This is a genomic window from Pyrodictium delaneyi (genome assembly GCF_001412615.1).
GTDB lineage: Archaea > Thermoproteota > Thermoprotei_A > Sulfolobales > Pyrodictiaceae > Pyrodictium > Pyrodictium delaneyi.
Map to the genome: position 1 here is coordinate 1444003 of NZ_CP013011.1, position 13951 is coordinate 1457953.

A 13951-nucleotide genomic window follows, 5' to 3' on the forward strand; every position below is an offset into this window, starting at 1 on the left:
CGTGGCCGTAAACATACGCAAGCTCCCGCGCAAGAAGTACGTGATGCCGGGTAACGCTGCCTGCCCCGGCTGCCCAGAGACCATGGGGTTCCGCTACGTAGGAATGGCACTCGGCGAGAAGGCAGTGATGGTGATACCCGCCGGCTGTAGCTCTGTGATCCAGGGACTGTGGCCCCGGCAGGGCTGGGGGCTCCCCGTACTCAACATAGTGTTCGCTGCAGGTGCCGCTGCTGCCAGCGGGCTCGCCCGCGCCCTACGCCGCCGCGGCATAGACGCGCAGGTCGTGGTATGGGCTGGTGACGGCGGCACCGCAGATATAGGCCTCCAGGCTCTCAGCGCTGCTGCCGAACGCGGCGAGGACATCATATACATCTGTGTCGACAACGAGGCCTACATGAACACGGGTATCCAGAGGAGCGGCCTCACACCTTACGGTGCCTGGACCACGACGACGCACCAGGGCAAGAAGGAGTTCAAGAAGCCACTCCCACAGATAGTTGCAGCCCACCGCATCCCCTACGTAGCTACTGCAAGCATCGGTTATCCCTGGGACTTCATAGCTAAGCTCCGCAAGGCGGCGAGTATACGGGGCTTCAAGTACATACACCTTCACGCGCCTTGCCCGGTAGGCTGGAGGTTCGACCCAGGCCTCACAGCGAAGATAGCACAGCTCGCCGTCGAGACCGGTATGTGGATACTTTACGAGTACGAGAACGGAAAACTACGGTTAAACCCGCCGAGCAACCGGCTAATAGACCCCTCGAAGAGGAAGCCTATAGAGGAGTACATTAAGCTGCAGGGTAGGTTCCGGCACCTAAAACCAGAAGACATCGAGAGGCTACGCCAAGAGGTTGAAATGAACTGGCGCGAGATAACAGCGATGCTGAAGCTGCAGGAGCTGGAGGAGCGGTCAAAGACCTAGCCTCTGCTTTACATCCTCACTATCTTGGATCTTTTGTAAGTACTTTCTAACTCCCGGCTCTAGTTGGCCGCCCCCGTCTACTCGTGGCCCCACTTTATGGTCCTCGATGCCACTACTAGCGCCGCTATGTTCCACATTACGAGGACTAGGGCTGGTAGCTGAGGCTGATAGACAGCATAGTAGCCCGCGAGGCTCCTCGCCAGCTCTGCTGCCGCTGCTGTGGGTACCATGAGTGCTATAGGCTGGAGCATAGCCGGCAGCGCTGCGAGGGGGTAGAATACTGGCGGCAGCATTATGAGGATCATTGCTATCGGGTTTGTTATAGCTGATATGTTGGTGTGCTTCCGTATCCTCATCGCTAGTGCTAGGCCTAGGAACACTGAGCACGGTAGTAGCAGGAGCCCTGCAGCCACGGCAGCCGGTATGAGCCCTAGCGTGTCTAGGGCTGTTGCTATCAGCGATAGGACTGCTATGCTGAGCGGCATATGTACTGCAAAATGGCTAGCCAGGAGGCCGAGCAGGTAGCCGCGGGGCGTCACGGGCGACGCTATGTACATCTGGAGTTTGCCGTAGACACGTGCCCAGGCTATATCCTGTCCGACAAAGTTTATGCCGGTAGACCAGGCGCCCGCGATTATCCATGCTATTATTATGCTCTTCACTGCCTCGGCGCCGCCCCACGCCCAGAGTATGAGCGCGAACGATAAAGCCATGAACGCGTCTTGTATCAGCCAGCCAGGCTGCCTGGTCACCCACCGGCTCTCCAGAACTGCTATACCTAGGATACTACGGAGAATGCTAGGTCTAATGTCTCGGCCACCGCTACTGCTCATTAAGTTTCACCTCCTTACGTGCCTCATGCACGTAGTAAAGATAGACGTCTTCGAACCCCACGGGTTCTACCGTAGCAGATTCTGCCTCAGCATCTTCTGCTATTGCATGAGCCTCGCTACGGGACGAAGCATACGCTATCAATGTGTCACCTACGCGTATAATCTTGGCCGCAAGGCCCTGGGGGTCACGGCGTGGCCGGCGGAGCACGACACGGTAGCGGTAGGGCAGCGCCCCTCGGAGCCTCCTAGGACTCCCCTCCGCCACCACCCGCCCCTTCGATATAAAGACTGCATGGTCGGCTAACATCTCCGCCTCCCTCATATCATGGGTGGTAAATACTATGCATCGTCCCTCGGCTGCTGCGCCCCGGACAGCATCCCATACACCATACCGGCTCTCCACGTCCAGCCCCGTGGTGGGTTCGTCAAGGAACACCACCTCAGCCTCTGTCGCCAGGGCCATGGCAGTCACTGTTTTCCTCTTCTGGCCGCCGCTCAGCCCCCAGCCACTACGGTTCCGTATTTCCCAAAGCCCTAGCTGTTTGAGCACCTCGCGAGCACGTCTCTCAGCATCACGTATACTCCAGCCTCGGGCTACGAGATACCACTTCACGGCCTCTAGTGGAGTCCAGTTGAGGTCTATACGGGCCTCCTGTGGCACAAGCGCTATGCGGCGTCGGACCTCCCGGGCCTCCCTGACAATGTCGAAACCCGCTACGAAGCCGCGGCCACGGCTGGGCTTGAGTATGGTAGATACCATCCCTATGGTTGTGGTCTTCCCGGCCCCGTTGGGTCCGAGAAGTACTGTCACACGACCCCAGGGTGAGGAGAAGCTCACGTCGACCGCGCCCCAGACGCCCCCTGGGTACCTCTTAGCCAGGCCCTCCGCTACCACTGCATAGCTGCTAGGCATGGTACGCGCCAGCCCGAGTCAAGGTCTCGACCAGCAGTTCTATATAAACCGGCTGTGGATAACGCTCGGCCGAGAAGAGTGGAGCAGTCTCCACACATAGTTCTGAGAGCTTGTGGTCTTAAGGTAAAGTGGGCCAGGAAGAGCGTAGCCTCGTTAGGGACTATATCGTCACCAATACAACTAGCTAGCTGTGGCGGCTGCTAGTGTTATCTCTTGGCTAAGAGCCGAAGACATTAAAACGTAAGACTATGTACTTCATGGATACTATACTGGATTCCTAGCACTAAGGAGTGGGCCACAGACTCCATTGAGGTGAGGAATAGTGGGCGGCGAGATGGTTCGCGCGTACCTCCGCATCTATGGGCTTGTACAAGGCGTGTTCTTCCGGGCCACTATGAGGGACGTGGCGCGCCGGCTCGGAGTAACGGGCTGGGTGCGCAATATGCCGGATGGCAGCGTGGAGGCCGTCGTTGAGGGACCCCGGGAGGCAGTCGAGAAGGTCATACAGTGGGCGCACCGCGGACCCCCGGCCGCTCGGGTGGAGCGTGTAGAGGTCATCTGGGAGCCCTACCGGGGCGAGTTCCGGGACTTCACTATACGTTACGACCTAGAACCCTACACACCGAGGCCCATCAAGCAGAGCGGGGAAGGCTAGAGACCACGGCTGGCAGCTAACGCGACTGTCTCCACTATCTCCTCCACATCACTCCTCGTATGACACCACTTCGCCACGTACCTCAGTACACCGGGTAGCCGGGAGGGATAGAGTATCCAGCCCTGCCTCCTCAGTGCCTCTGCCACGCTGTCCGCCCTACGCCCCACGTTGAAGGCTACGAGGGGCGTCGAGGGCCCACCCTGGACCGGGATCCCGGCTGCGCGTAGCCCCTCCGCCACGCGTTCTGCTAGTTCGTAGAGGTGCTGGGCTAGCTTCTCTACGCCGTCTTGCCCAAGTGCTTCTAGCGCCGCCACCGCGGCAGCGAGCCCGGCTGCTGTACGGGTCCATGGCAGGCCCTGTTGCCTCCCGGAGGGCATGTAGGGCGCCTGGTACTCCACTACGTCGAGGAGTTCCGGCGTGTTTGCGAGGAGGACACCGCTAGGTGGCGGTGTTATGTGCTTGTGGAAGTCTATCCCCACGAGGGCTGGACCACTCCTCGGGAGGATCATGCCCCGAGCCGCTGGGCGGCCTAGAAGGGGGAACCCGCCCCACGCCGCGTCCACGTATAGTACTGCACCGCTCTCCCACGCCGCCTCGGCAGCCTCCAGGATTGGGTCAATGGCCCCGTTGTCGGTTACTCCTAGCGTTACAACTACTACTGCTACGCGGCCCTGATGGGCACGGAGAAGCCTGCGGAGCGAATCCACGTCCAGGCGGAGGTCGTAGTCCACGGGGGCCTCTATGAGCCTCATGCCGAGTATCCTAGCAGCCTTGGCTATGCTCGCGTGGGCTGCGCGGCTAGCCATTACGATGTTTCGGCCTGTTGCCTCCCTAGCTATGTAGAGCCCCGTCAAGGCGGATTCACTGCCGCCGCTCGTGGGCAGCATGCCTAGCTCTGGGCCTAGCAACTCCTCTAGAAGCCGGCGTAACCGCTTCATTAATGTCTCGACACTGTACCACGTCGTGGGGTCGTTGAGATTCACTCTAGCGTATAGCGTGTAGGCCTCGAGCGCTACGGGGAGGGGTTCAGCCGTCATTCCTCCCGCAACACGGCATGGTGGTGGATCTTCGTCTCTCAGCCTCTGTAGGTCTTCGAGTATCTTCTCCGCCCTCGCCGGGTCCAGCAACCAGTCGACCCTGTTGCGCAAGCCTAGGTCATGCCCCCGATGCCCGGCCAACATGGTCCGCCCAGCGTAAATAGATCTGGTATGCGCCTCTGGGGTGCTACCCGGGTAGTACGAGCCCGGCGGCCCGGCGCGGTGGGTGTGGCTGTATGAGTGTTACCGTGCCCCCTACTAGGGGGCACCCACTATGCCGCCAGAGACTAGGCCACGTTGTGGGCCACCGCCTAGCCGTCTCCCGAGCCTGACTGGTACTGACGCCCGGCTCCTTGACGAGTACCTGCCGCCGTTGCCTAGTAGGCAGAGGGTCTACCAGCAAGTCGCCGAAGCGCTCAACGAGATGGAGAAGAGCCAGGACCCGGTGCTAGTGCTCCTCGTGGCCGAGTGGGGCGAGGGGAAGACGAGCATCTACAATGCGCGGGTGAAGCCCTGGCTGGAGGAGAGGGGCTGGAGGAGCCTAGAAGCCCGCGCTGCCACGGTAATGGCTCATCTCGCCTCGCTGAGGAGCCGTAGCGAGCGCGACCCAGCGTACCGGCTTATGGCCGCGCTGCTCGCCGCCGGACTCGAGCAGGAGGGCATGCTGGCAGAGCACGGGGCTCCCGATGCTGCTGGGAGCCTCCGGGAATACGTGGATCGTGTCCTCCGCAGCCTCGTTCCCCGTGGTGGGAAGCTGATAGTCTTCATCGACGAGCTGGAGGACCTCGTGGCCTCGGCCCGGGAGGAGGAGCTAGCAGAGCTAGTCGCCGGGCTCGTTGGGATACTCAATGGGGACGTCGAGACCGTCTCTGCCCAGTGCCGTGGAGAGGGCTGCATGCCCGGCTCCTTCCATATAGTGGCTAGCCTCACGCCGCCGGCCTACAGCAGGCTCATGGGTCTCCGCGACTTCGCCACCGTGGCAGCGAGGCTGCGGAGGAGGATACGCAGCGTCTGGATACAGCCACTACCCCGCCGTGAGGCTTTCGCCTTCCTCGAGAGCCTCGCCCGCTACACGCTCGGCCGGGGGCTCGACGGGCTACTCGAAGACCATAGCCTCGCCCACGCCGTGGTCTCTGGCACCCTGGGGAACATGGGGGCGCTCGTCTCGGCGTTCAGGTACCTCGTCTCCTGGGCCCGCGGCCGTGGAGGCTGCGGCGACGGCGTAGCAGTGCTCTCGACTGGCGATCTACTCGAGGCATTGCAGGGACTCACTCTGAGCGTTGGGGGCGCCGAGCTGCCAGCCCTCAACAGCGAGGCCTACGCACGGCTAGCCGAGGGCTGGGGGGCGCGGGCCCGGCTAGCAGGCTTCGACACTGCCGCCGCCCGGAGGCTGCTAGACGAGCTAGTCGCGCGGGGCACTGTCCCTGTCGAGGAGCTGGCCGTAGCCATTGGGACCCGACTGAGCGTCGTGGCCGAGATGGTGCAAGAGCTCAACGTGTACGGTGAGCAGTCATGGCCGCGCCGGGAGCTAGGCGTACAGAGGCTCGTCCATGAGGTCGTGGAGGCTCCAGCAGTCGAAGACGCGTTCAAGCTGCTAAGGGCCGTGGAGCCGGAGGCTGTTAAGCTCCTCCCCCAGCTGGCTGGAAGGGAGGAGCAGAAGCCGCTAGAGCAGCTACTCGACTCCCTCGTGTACCTCGACTCGGCTGGCCGGCTCGTAGTAGCGGTGCCCGCTGACGAGCGCATGGCAGCCGACCTAGTGGCGGACGCGTCGCCGCTAGAGCTGAGCCGCGCAGAGGCCGAGAGGCTCGCTGCGCTGCTGTGGGAGGGCATCTTCTCCAGGTTGCTGGGCTCCGGTGGTGCCCGGGCCTACATGCTCTCGCCGAGGCTCCAGCGTCTACTCTACGTGAGCCCCGAGCTGAGCTACCTAGACTTCATAGCTGACCGTGTCGAAAGGCTGCAAGTGATACGCCGCGTCTACACCGAGGCAGGCCGAGGCCACCTAGCAGTAGGTGTCTCAGCCCTCCTTGCTGCAGAGGGGCTGCTGGCAGAGCCGCCAGCACTGCAGGGCGAGGGCGTCGCACGCGCTGAGCTAGTCCTCCAGGGTGGTGCCCGGGCCAGAGTACTCGTCTATGCTGTGCCGGGCGAGGTAACCGCCGCGGAGGCCCGTAGACTAGAAAGCCAGGTCATGGCTGCACTCATGAGCGGGTGGCGGCCGCACGCGATACTACTAGTACACCATGGCGGAGTGGAGCCGCAGGCAAGGCGGCTCCTAGACGCGCTGGAGGGCAAACTCTTCCTAAAGGTGGTAGAGGCCCCGATAGAGTCAATGGTGTCCCGTGCCCGGCTCCAGGCTCTGGGCGTCAAGCTCGCCGACGAGGCTGGCGGCGTAGAGGAGGCCCTCCGTGCCGCGGTCGAGGCGGCGAGGGACCCGGGGAGGGCCGAGGAGTTCGGCTTCGACCCGTTGAGGCTCCACTCGCTGCTACGGGAGCTGGCTGAGGAGATACGGCCCCGGGAGAGGCTGGAAAGAGCGCTAGAGGAGGGCATAGACGGCGCGCCACTAGTGGTGCGGGACCCCCGCCTAGGCTATGACGTGGAGAGGCCTACCGAGCTTAGCGGCGCACTCCGCTACTTCCTCGTAGTGCCTAGCACCCGTGCATCGGCTCGGGAAGCGCTCCACGCTGCCTACGAATACGTGATGCGGTATCATCTCTACCGGGGCCCCGGCGGCGAGGGCCGGGGCCTACTAAGCCCGGACATTGACCGCGGCGAGACACAGACCCTGGAGAAGTATATGCTTCTACTAGCCGCCAACGGGTTCCTCGAGAAGAGCAACGGCACAGCGAGAATAGACACGTTGAGCCCTATGGAGCGTAGCGTGCTCCGGGCACTGGAGCAGCTCGGCGCCCGTAGCCAAGAGGTCCCCGCATCCAGGGTCTGGGAGCTGCTGGTAGTGGAAGCACGTAACCCGGGCACTCGGAGGATGCTGCTACAGGCGCTGGCCCACCGCGGCCTCGTGTCCGCTGCCGCCTCGCGGAGGATAGACCCGGAGCGCTCCCGGCTAAGGCTACGTGACGGCGAGGAAGCCGCCTGGCAGCTAATACGCGAGGCCCGGGCCATTGTAGAGGAGATCGAGAACGACCCCGAGGCAGCCTCCTGGGGCTATGTGGTCTCCGCTAAGGCCCGCGACTACCGCGCCGGCAGCCTAGAGGAGTTCACCCGGAAGATGTACAGCTTGCTAGACACAGCCGAGGAGGCCCTAAAGGCTGGCAATACACTGATGGCGCTGAGGCTTGCCCGCACAGTGCTAGACACCGCGGAGTACGTCAGGGACGAGGTCCTCCGGGGACACGTGAAGCCCGCCGCCGCCGAGGCCAGGAGGTTACGGAGCCTCCTAGAGGACTATGCGGAGAGGATAGAGGAAGCGCGCCGGGCAGCCGAAAGGATGCTCGAACAGCTGACCGGTAGCCGTGTACAGCTAGAGGTCGAGGGCTTTGAGAGGCTCCAGGAGGCCCTCCACGCGATAGAAGAGATCGAGGAGTTGCGGCTCAGCGAGAAGCAGCTAGAGGAGGAGGTGCAACAGCTCTGGGAGGAGGCCCGGCGCCGCCACCCCCGCGACCCAGGGCGCCACCTACCATTCTACGTCGGTGGCACTGGCCCCGTGCTACACTTCAACTACAAGCTCTGGCTGCTGGCCAAGAGGCTTGAGGAGCTGGGGCTAGCACGGCTAGGCGAGTCTGGGCTCGAGGAGGGAGAGTGGCTACGCCGCACAATGCAGGCCCTGGAGACGCTGGTCAGCGAGGCCCGGAGGCTGCTAGAAGAGAGTGCTGAGCTACGCCGCCGCGCTGAGAGGCTAGCCGAGCGGCTGAGGAGGCTCGGCGTAGAGGCCCCCGCGCCGCAGAGCATCGTGCTGCAGGGGCTAAGCGCGCCCGAGAAGCTTGGCCTCGGCGAGGCCGAGCAGCTGCTCCAGGAGGCCCGGCGCCAGCTAGAGGAGGGGCGGCGCCCGCTACTGGAGCTCGAGGAGCAGGTGGACCGGCTCCTAGGCGAACTCGAGCAGCTGGAAGAGCTAGCCGCTGAGGCCGAGAGCTGGATACATGGGCTAGAAGAGGCGGCCGAGCGCGCCAGGGCAGCAGGGCTAGCTGCTAGCCAGAGGCTGCGCGAGGCCCTAGAGGACCTAGCACTGGCACTCGACCAGGCCCAGGCCATGAAGGGCAAGGCCCAGGCAGTGCTACAGCAGCCCGGCAGACTGCTAGACGCGCTCAGGGATGCCCGCAGCCTTGTCGAGAGCGCGCTCACCCTGCTACGCGACAGTCTAGAGAGGAGCAAGAGGATACACGCGGACGCGGTAGCGGAGGCCGAGAGGCAGCGCCAGGCCCTAGAGGCCGAGGCCCAGGCGCTCCGCGAGGCGCTGGAGAGGACCGGGGCAAGGGCGCCACAGCCGCCACGCAGCAGCGACCCGTTCACCGCTATAGCTGGGCTCCACGAGTACATCGAGAAGCTGCGACGCATGGCGGCTGAGGCGGGGGTACTATCGCAGATGGAGATGGAGGCCTACCGGGTGGTGGCCCTTGAGCGTAGGAGGCGCGGCGAGCTGCTGCTACGAGAAGCAGCCGAGCTAGTAGCGGAGAGCCTCGGCATAGACCTCGAGGAGGCTCGCCGTATACTCATAGCCCTCATCGAGAAGGAGATACTCGAGCCAAGGCTATAGCCAAGCCCTAAGCCACAGCAGTCTCCCACGGTTCTTACGATCCCTCGGGTTTTCTCGCCCCAGCTCCGGGAGCCTAGTCTCCTGGTCTTACACTGCAGCCCCGCGTCCACTAGCCGTGCTGGCCTAGAGGCACGGGGAGCGAGTAGATTCGGCCATGTGTAGCTAAGGCTATAGATTAGTGTCCGGGTTCCTGTGGTACCAGGGTGTGTCTCTACCCGTGTTCTCCGGCTCAGAGGCAGCCAGCAGCCAAGGAGCCTGGTAGACTGGGGCCTGGATAGTATTGCGGGGTAGCCGTAGGCTTGACGAGTATCTGCGTGAGCTCGGCAGCGCTGTAAGGAACAGACAGGTGGATGTAGAGGCACTCGTGCGACGCATAGTCGAGGAGGCTGTACGGGAGGCCGGCTGCAGCACAGTCGCTTCTCCGGATCCTGGCCTCCTGGAGAGGCTAGAGCGTATCGAGCAGCGGCTAGAGAATATTGAGAAGAGGCTTGAGCGGCTAGAGCGCCAGGGCAGCGGGGGCTTCTCGAGGAGGGATATCGAGGAGCTCGCCCGAGCTATAGCATCCGCCGTAGCTGCTGCCGTCAAGCCCCCAGGAGCCCAGCAGAGCCGGAGAGACGAGCCACGCTGGCTACGCGCCGTCGTGGAGCGGCTCCGGGGCCGTGGCTATGTTGTTCTCCGCGAGCTTCCGCCGGAGATCCGGGAGGGCTTCGACCCCGAGGATGCCCGGAGACGCGGCCTAGTAGTAGCCAGTATCGGGGGCGAGACCGTCGTATTCACCAGGCAAGGGCTCCGTGACTTCTTGGAGCGGCTCCGGGGGCTTCGTGCGAGCGACGAGTATGAGGCAGAGGCTCAGCTGGGCCGGTACAAGCTGCTATTCCGCCTCCTCCGGGAGGAGGGCCTCGTCTACTACGCTGGGCCGGGTCGCGGCTGGGTGCTCCAAGGCCAGCTAGAGAGACTAGCCCATGAGGAGCTTGTATAGCAGGAGGCCGGCCACCGTCTTCCCGTCCCGTATCTCGCCCCGCCTTATCATCTCCAGGGCCTCGTCCATGGAGACCCAGAGGGTCTCTATCAGCTCGTCCTCCTCGGGCCTGGCCCCGGCCTCGCGCAGGTCACCAGCCGCGTAGATGTACATCACCTCCGTCGAGATCCCAGGGCTAGTATAGAACCTGGCCAGTAGCCGGAGCCAGCCCGGCTCGTAGCCTGTCTCCTCCACCAGCTCCCGGCGCGCTGTCTCCTCCGGCGACTCTCCCGGCTCAAGGGTGCCGGCGGGTATCTCGTAGAGCCACTCTCCCACACTAGGACGATACTGGCGCTCCAGCAGCACCCTTCCAGAACCGTCGACAGCCACTATCGCCACTGCGCCGGGATGACGCAGCGTATCATAGACCTGCCTTCGGCCGCGTATGACCGCCTCTACTTGGCCGAATACAAAGCGCCTGCCACGGCAAAGCTCGCGAAACCCCAGGATACGCGGCTCTACCTCCACACCCAGAACACCCTGGCCCTATCCGCTCCGCAGACTAGATAGAGGTTAGCACGCTAGCAGGCATTAGCTGCAACATAATCATCACATGCTCCCGCACCGATTATCTAACGACAGGAAGAATAGAATTTTAGGGTGAACGAGCAACTAACCCCCGCTCCCAGTGACTAGTTATGTTGCTTCGAATCCCGATTCACAATCCTTGACACCGGGCAGCTAAACGGCCGAAAGCAATAGAGCATGCCAGTATCACAAACCCCTCTATGACGCGAGTCAATCCACTGTCCTAGCAATTACTGTGCTGGTTACACTGTCATACCCTACCATTTACAATTCAACTCCCTAAGGCTAATACGCGGGGACAGGGCAGCATACCAACCCGATGTACTAGCTACACTCTGCTACCTGACACACAAATCTATTTATCATTATTTATAACTTGGATAGCCGAATGTCGTATATACCTGGAACGCTAAACTATATTGAATACCTATATATATATATATCAACATCATGTATAGTTCACCCGCGCCGGGGTGATACAGCCTGGTGCTCCTACACGGCTCAAAAACTGCAGCAATGCTAACTATAGCACTGATACTAGCCGCGTCATCAACTATGCTTGTAAAGCATTACACTACAGCAACCATCTACGAGGATAGGTCTACTATTGTTACGGCAACTCGGCCTCTGATATCGAGAGGCCCACCGGTACTAACGATAGAGGTTAGCGACCAACAAGGAAGACCAGTAGACTTCTACGCTACGATAAGCATGCCTGCTGCCAACGGCAGTCTCATACACAGTAAGCCAGTGCGCGGTCATGGTCAAGCCACGATAGAGCTAACGAAGTACGCCGAGGAGCTATCAAGGCTGTTAGACTCGATAAACGCGGCAGGCAAACGGCTCCAAAAGATAGGGATACTAGTACTCCTAACCAGTGTAGAGATAGAGAACGGCAAACCAGTAGTAGTCACCGATGCGTTTACCGTACCCATTAGCCTAGACGTGTTGAAGCCAGGCTACCATATAAAGGCAGTACACAAGTTCACCCCCAAGGCCAAGACTGAGGCTAAGCAGGCGAAGCCACAGATACAGCTAGCAGCACCAAAACTAGACCTAGCCACGAGCCCCGTAGAGCCCACAGTCAACGGACCATGCGTAGACTACGGCTTTAGCGTCACATGCTACTACTGGGAGCTAGACCAGATAGTATACCCTCCAAGCGGCGTAGACAACACCGTAAACATGCCCTTCACAATAGTTGATGTAGCCCCAAGCAACGGCATCGACTCGCCAGCACAGAAGACAGAATCTGTGATAGTAAGTAACGTTATACGACTCCAGCTATACACTATAGAAGAAGTAGAGATAGGGCTAGTAGTGGACTTCACACTGCTAGGCGGGTCTGTCACGATACCAGGACCAGCATTCGTAGACAGTATAAGAAACTATGATACCTCCATCAAGACACTCCTAGACGTACAGTGTACATTCCTGAATACCCTCAACAGCCTGCCTGGGTCAAAGTGCACGCTGAATGGTATCGATGCAGCTATCCCCGACTACTATTATGCAGCATACCTGGCTACTGGTGCTGAGGGTAGGCTATGGGTAGCAAAATATAACCTTATAGCTGAGACCTGCGACCTGGACGGCATTTGCTACACTGAGAGTATTGGTAGCAACTATGCAGCATACTTTATACCCATCTACAATATCTTCGGGTACTTCGAACCCTACGTGGAGGTACAGGACGATTACTACAACTATGGTGGCTACCTCTACCGTGTGCTCGACGACTTAAGAAGCAAAATGGAAACAGCCACTATACTGAGCGGATACTATAACGATAGACAATTCAACTACTATAGTGTAATCGTTGACGTGAATGGAGAGACGTACATGTCGGTATCTCTCCCCGTAGGCTCCGTAGCGGCTATAGTCTCGGGACTCAACCTGCCAATGGCTGCTACAACACTCAGCTTTACAGTAACATCTAGCGTGTACTACATTACCGCGTATGAAAGCCTATCGACTGTAACTATAGATATAGATACGTCGGTATACCCAGGTATGCAGTATAGCAGTGAAGTCCTGAAGACCGATATGATGGTTGTACCAGATAACGGCGTCTTCACAATCCCGTTGATGGCCTTAAGACCGTGACAAGAATAACTTGCTTACACAAAGACATGGCCATCGATGGTACCTAGAACGTAGATGCATACTCTCTTTTTCGCAGCTGTATTCCCCGTAAGCCGTTTTGCTTGATGGATAGCTGCCGCGCAGTGAAAGACCGGGCTTATGGCTAGCTAGCCCTATTATCCTGTGCCCATGTTGGAGGACTGACAAGGATTAATAATATTTAGGCTAATGTGTTAAGCCATTAGTGTGAATGCCTACATGCTCTGAGAGATGTGGCCCCAAGCACCAGCTTAGCGGAGGGTTGGGTACGATCTTGTCTAGTAGAGTTGTCCTAGTACCGTTCCACCTGGCCAGGCTTGGTAAGAGGATAGTGGGCCTAGACGCGTTCTTCTGGCCAAGCCTAGAGAAGAGGTACCGGGTAGTTCTCCTAGTACACCCTGCTGAGAGGCTAGGAGAAGCTGCCATAGAAGGCTGTCAACTCCCTGCACAAGTGGATATAGGAAGTCAAATCGGCGAGATACGGGAAATCGCGCAACGTAAGCCAGAGGGACCTCGGGCACCACGTGCTACTATGCGGCGGAGGTTTGCCTGGTTCCTGTTGCCACTCAACATGCTCCGCGATATGCTGCGCAGCGAAGCCGAGGAGTTCCAGTTATCGGAGGAGCTGCAAGCTGTGGGCCTTGCCAAGATTCTTAGAGAGTTGGAGCCTCTCGGGGAGACCCGTTACGCAGTCTTCGAGCCAGTGGAGGAGGATGGCGAGAAGCTGCTCTTACCCGTTGACGATCATATGAGGAGGATATATCGGGAGCTAGCACGCCGCGACCAGGGCTATAGAAGGGCAGCAAGCCAGGCAGGATGCTAGACGCATTAGCTTAGGGAGAAAGGCGGGTCGGCCAGCAGCCCCTAGTCGTCATGCCCTGGGGCCCGCAGCCCCCGGGGACCGGCTGCGGAGCCCCTCTGCTTTGCTACATCTCCCCATACCCGCCTGCCACGGCTAGCACGTAGTGTGTTGCCGAGGCTATATCTTCTATGCCCGACTGATGGCACCAAACCATTAGGACTCTATTATTGATGGCCTTCTCCTGCGTGCTAACGACGGTCACAGCTAATAGTTCTAAGCCTTGAGTAGGCTTCCTAAATATGCCGCTATCCTTGCCGCACTACCCCTCTGGGTGCTATAGTGCGCTATGTTAAAAGACTTAGAGGCATGAGCGATTTCGCCGTATTCCTCGCCTTGTTAGTGTTGCTCATACTC

Annotated in this window: 10 protein-coding genes; 6 read left to right on the forward strand and 4 right to left on the reverse strand. The window is 60.1% G+C overall.

Annotated elements, in window-relative coordinates; translation table 11 throughout:
* Position 1: 1 nt before the first annotated feature.
* Positions 2–922 (forward strand): pyruvate synthase subunit PorB, encoded by a 921-nt coding sequence (gene porB, locus Pyrde_RS07355; RefSeq protein WP_055409512.1) that lies wholly within the window; start codon positions 2–4, stop codon positions 920–922.
* A gap of 77 nt (positions 923–999) precedes the next feature.
* Here the strand turns inward: porB and Pyrde_RS07360 are convergent, their stop codons facing one another.
* Entirely contained in the window at positions 1000–1755 is a 756-nt protein-coding gene (locus tag Pyrde_RS07360; protein WP_055409514.1) for an ABC transporter permease, read from the reverse strand.
* Positions 1745–2668, reverse strand: coding sequence for an ABC transporter ATP-binding protein (locus tag Pyrde_RS07365; RefSeq protein ID WP_055409516.1), 924 nt, complete (start codon positions 2666–2668; stop codon positions 1745–1747). Before Pyrde_RS07365 ends, Pyrde_RS07360 begins: the two co-directional genes overlap by 11 nt.
* 334 nt (positions 2669–3002) lie before the next feature.
* Here Pyrde_RS07365 and Pyrde_RS07370 point away from each other — a divergent pair, with 334 nt between their 5' ends.
* On the forward strand, positions 3003–3323 hold the full coding sequence (locus Pyrde_RS07370; protein ID WP_055410862.1) for an acylphosphatase: 321 nt from the start codon (positions 3003–3005) through the stop codon (positions 3321–3323).
* Here Pyrde_RS07370 and Pyrde_RS07375 read toward each other — a convergent pair.
* A complete protein-coding gene (locus Pyrde_RS07375) occupies positions 3320–4471 on the reverse strand; it encodes an aminotransferase class I/II-fold pyridoxal phosphate-dependent enzyme (protein WP_180385484.1) in 1152 nt (383 codons plus the stop codon). The genes Pyrde_RS07370 and Pyrde_RS07375 overlap by 4 nt on opposite strands.
* A gap of 163 nt (positions 4472–4634) precedes the next feature.
* Here Pyrde_RS07375 and Pyrde_RS07380 point away from each other — a divergent pair, with 163 nt between their 5' ends.
* Both Pyrde_RS07380 and Pyrde_RS07385 read left to right on the forward strand, forming a co-directional pair.
* The gene (locus Pyrde_RS07380) at positions 4635–9065 is read left to right on the forward strand and encodes a hypothetical protein (protein WP_055409520.1); all 4431 of its coding nucleotides are present in this window, start codon (positions 4635–4637) and stop codon (positions 9063–9065) included.
* A gap of 280 nt (positions 9066–9345) precedes the next feature.
* Complete coding sequence (locus Pyrde_RS07385; protein ID WP_055409522.1) at positions 9346–10044, forward strand: hypothetical protein; 699 nt, start codon at positions 9346–9348, stop codon at positions 10042–10044.
* Here the strand turns inward: Pyrde_RS07385 and Pyrde_RS07390 are convergent.
* Positions 10021–10551, reverse strand: coding sequence for an NUDIX hydrolase (locus tag Pyrde_RS07390; protein WP_055409524.1), 531 nt, complete (start codon positions 10549–10551; stop codon positions 10021–10023). The two genes, Pyrde_RS07385 and Pyrde_RS07390, sit on opposite strands and share 24 nt — an antisense overlap.
* 546 nt (positions 10552–11097) lie before the next feature.
* Here Pyrde_RS07390 and Pyrde_RS07395 point away from each other — a divergent pair.
* A complete protein-coding gene (locus Pyrde_RS07395; protein ID WP_055409526.1) occupies positions 11098–12717 on the forward strand; it encodes a hypothetical protein in 1620 nt (539 codons plus the stop codon).
* A gap of 292 nt (positions 12718–13009) precedes the next feature.
* Positions 13010–13558 carry a hypothetical protein gene (locus Pyrde_RS07400; protein ID WP_055409528.1) on the forward strand — a complete coding sequence of 183 codons (549 nt, stop codon included), beginning with the start codon at positions 13010–13012 and terminating at the stop codon, positions 13556–13558.
* The last annotated feature ends 393 nt before the right edge of the window (positions 13559–13951 follow it).